General features: G+C 59.8%; 5 protein-coding genes. 1 reads left to right on the top strand and 4 read right to left on the bottom strand.

Annotation, left to right across the window (positions count from 1 at the left end; translation table 11 throughout):
* From UH38_RS24460 to UH38_RS26535, 3 genes are all read right to left on the bottom strand, one after another.
* A partial coding sequence (locus UH38_RS24460) for an NAD-dependent epimerase/dehydratase family protein (protein WP_045057330.1) occupies positions 1 to 911 on the bottom strand: 911 nt, incomplete at its 3' end.
* Positions 901 to 1,641, bottom strand: a complete 741-nt coding sequence (locus tag UH38_RS25775; protein ID WP_082065523.1) for a class I SAM-dependent methyltransferase — start codon at positions 1,639 to 1,641, stop codon at positions 901 to 903. The genes UH38_RS25775 and UH38_RS24460, both read right to left, overlap by 11 nt.
* A 136-nt stretch (positions 1,642 to 1,777) precedes the next feature.
* Positions 1,778 to 2,542: a hypothetical protein gene (locus tag UH38_RS26535; RefSeq protein ID WP_072044993.1), complete on the bottom strand. Its 765-nt coding sequence runs from the start codon at positions 2,540 to 2,542 to the stop codon at positions 1,778 to 1,780.
* A gap of 103 nt (positions 2,543 to 2,645) precedes the next feature.
* Between UH38_RS26535 and UH38_RS24480 the strand changes: the two genes are divergently transcribed.
* On the top strand, positions 2,646 to 3,059 hold the full coding sequence (locus tag UH38_RS24480) for an OsmC family protein (protein WP_045057334.1): 414 nt from the start codon (positions 2,646 to 2,648) through the stop codon (positions 3,057 to 3,059).
* 53 nt (positions 3,060 to 3,112) lie between these two features.
* Here the strand turns inward: UH38_RS24480 and ytxJ are convergent.
* Positions 3,113 to 3,430, bottom strand: a 318-nt coding sequence (gene ytxJ / locus UH38_RS24485; RefSeq protein WP_045057335.1) for a bacillithiol system redox-active protein YtxJ, incomplete at its 5' end; no start/stop codon positions are given.

The following is a 3,430-nucleotide window of genomic DNA, read 5'->3' on the forward strand; positions in this document are numbered from 1 at the left end:
ATGGTCACGGCGGGGGTCACGCCGAGCACATCCCGCATTTCTCCGTTGTCAAACACCTGACTCAGCACCGGCCCGCCGTCGTCGGTGAGGTCGGCGGGAGGGCTTCCGGCCAGGGTTTCAATCGCTTCAGCGATTTCCCGCACCGACGTACCCACGCCGGACGAGACGTTGAAAACCCCGTCGGCTCGTTGCTGCACGGCGGCGACAAAGGCCCGCGCCGCGTCGTCGATGTAGAGCAAATCCTTCACTTCCCGCCCGCCCTTCACCAATCGGATGTCTTCGCCTCGCTTCGCGGCGGGGACGAAAAACTTCTGGAAAAACAACCCATGCGGCTCACCCGGACCGTACAGTTGGGTGGGTCGGAGCAGGGCGCAGGGGATTTTCTCGTTCTGGGAAAACAACCGGCCTAGCCCTTCGCCCGCGAGTTTGAACAGGCCGTAGGGGTCGGTTGGCTCCGTCGCGTCGGTTTCCCGAAACACGCCGGAGCGGCTTTTTCCGTACACCGTCACGCTGCTGGCGAAAACGAGGTGAGCCGTTTTGCCCGCCACCGCGTCGAGCAGCGAGAGCGTGTAGTCGTGGGTGCCCCGCTGGATAGCTCGCAGGTTCGCCCAGATGTTGCCCCCCGCACTAGTCGGGACGAACGAAGCAAGGTGAACGACCGAAGCGAATTTCTTCCCCGAAAAAATACCTGGTTCAAACCCGCTTTCCGGCACTTCCTGAACCTGAAACCGTTCCCGAAATTCCTCCTGAATTAGTTTCAGGTTTTCCGAAAAACGCCGCCCTGTTCCCAGCACCGAAAACCCCGCGTCGAGCAGTCCGCGCACGACGGCCCGGCCCAAAAAACCGCCCGCACCGGTCACGAGAACGAGCGGTGCGGGCGAGGCAGGGGCGAAGGTCGGGTTACTTTCCAATCAGCAGCAAACTGTTGCAGAGGTCGGGGTAGAGGTAGCCCAACTGGAAGCAGGCTTCCATGTACTCGCGGTTGATGACACCGTGCTTGAGGGCGAGGTCGATTTGGAAATTGGCCAGGGGTTTAAAGAAAATTCCACCCCGGTGGACGATGTCCAGCCCGGCTTCGCGGGTGTCGCGCTCGAAGGTGTCGAAGGAGTAATAAATTCGGTGGCCGTGCTTGTGGTCCTTCTCGGTGAGCGCCCAGTTGTGGCTGAGCAGGCCCATTTTGACGGCCAGTTGGCGGGAGGCGGCGTTGGCGTTGGGCACCACGAGGTAGAGTCGGCCCTTTGGCGTCAGCCAGCTTTTGGCGCGCCGCATCGTGTCGACGGGGTCGATGAGGTGCTCCAGCGTGTGCATGATGAAAATGGCGTCGTATTTTTCCTCCTCCTTCGGCTGGTACGTCTCGAACAAACTCAGGATGTACGTGGCCTTGTCGCCCAGGCGGTTGCGGGTGTGGTCGAGAAATTCCTCGGCGGCGTCGATGACGGTCAGGTCGGCGTAGTGGTGGCTGAGGATTTCGGTGAATTCCCCGTACGCGCAGCCCATTTCGAGCGCCCGGCCCGGCACCAGAAACGGCTCCATCGCCCGAATCATGTAATGCCGGATGTCGCGGTCGAAGTCGTCGTAATCGTACACCGCCGCGATGCTATTGAGGTCCTGGTATTCTTTTTCGAGAACGTCTTGATTCATAGTCAGTTTTCAGTTTTCAGTTTTCAGTTTTCAGTTGAGCAGCCCTCAGTTGGATGTCAACTGGAAACTGAAAACCGAAAACTGAAAACTCCCCAAAGGTAGCACCCCAACGCCAAAACCCGTCCGCTTGGTTCGGTTAGCGTCGGGTGCCGTAGTACAGCGTCAGGTAACCGGAGGTGAAGAACTGGCGGTTTGGGACGCCCGAAATAATGACGATTTCCTGGCGGTAGCCTTCGACCAGGAAACCCGTTTCAATGCCAATGCTGGCCTGCTGGAACGTATCGAGTTCAATCGCCACGGCGGCTTTGACGTTTAGCCCCGGCACCACGTTCAGGCGGTCAAACCCCCGCAGCGGGCTACCGCCGCCGTTGATGTACACCTCGCGGCTTTGGATGAGGGTAGGGTCGTAGGGAACTTCGTAAGTCTGGCGGGGGGCCTGGCGCGTCACCACCTGCACGAAGTACGGTTTGAGCAGGCCGAGCGTCGGGCCGCCGGCCAGGATGCCGTTCAATTCGATGCCCCGGACCTCGGCACGACGAAACAGCGTGAACTCACGCCCCCACTGCCCGCGCAGGGCGAACAAGTACGATTGCTTCCCCAGAATAAGCCGGTTGCCGTTGGTGAGTACGTACGCCCGCTCCGACGGGTGACGCACGTTGACGAATTCGGCGGCGAGGTAGCGAAATCGGGGCAGTTCGTGGTTGGAGAGGGATTTGGTTTGCCGAAGCACAACCCCACCCACGACGCCGGAGTTGGTGTTGGTTGTCAGACCAAAGGCATTGAACCGTTGTAATTCGGCGGCGGGAGGCGAGGCGGCACCCGACACCTGAGCCAGCCCCCGGAACGGCCCGGTGAGCATCAGCAGGCTAACGAGCGATAAACGAAACGTGCAACTTTTCATGGGGTGGGATGCGGTGGTGGGCAAGCCGCCGGGACGGGTTTTTGGGAAAAAGCCGTAGGTTTAGCGATTCTTTCCCCAAACTACCGAAAAAGTCACGCACAAGATGCCTACCGCTCGCATCATTTACACCGGCGACCTCCGCACCGAAGCGACCCACCTGCAATCGGGCACCAAAATCGGCACCGACGCGCCCACCGACAACCACGGCAAGGGCGAGCAGTTTTCGCCCACCGACCTGACGGCCACCTCGCTCGGCACCTGCATCATCACGACGATGGGCATTCGTCTCCGGGCCGAAGGGCTGGATTTCACCGGCACCGAACTAGCCGTCACGAAAATCATGACGCCCCAGCCCCCGCGCCGCATCGCCCGTATCGAAGTACAAGTGCACATGCGCACCAACGTGGAACTGACCGACGAGCAGCGCCAAAAATGCGAAGAAATTGCCCAAAGTTGCCCTGTGGCCCTCACCCTGCACCCCGATGTGGAGCAGGCGGTGACGTTTCATTGGAACTGATGTGAGAAGTGAGATGTAAATGCAGGTTAAAAACATCTCACTTCTCACAGAAATCAAGCCACCTGCGCCTTCACTGCCGGGTAACTGATGCCGAGGTGGGAGGCGTCGTACACGCACTCGCCGTTGCGGAGGATGAGTACTTGGGGCGATTCGTGGCGGACACCAAACTCGGCGGCCACGGCGTTGGATACCGCCCGGTGCCGGATTAAATCAAGCTGGTAGGCTTTCAAATCGGCCATTTCCTGAGCGTTCCAATTCCGCTCAAGGCGGTTGAGGGCCGTCGAACTGATGCTGCACGAGGTGCTGTGTTTGTAAATCAGGACGGGTTGCCGGAAGGATTCGGCGCGAAGCGTTTCGAGTTGGGAAAGTTC

Origin of the sequence: Aliterella atlantica CENA595, from assembly GCF_000952155.1 — a bacterium.
GTDB lineage: Bacteria > Cyanobacteriota > Cyanobacteriia > Cyanobacteriales > Chroococcidiopsidaceae > Aliterella > Aliterella atlantica.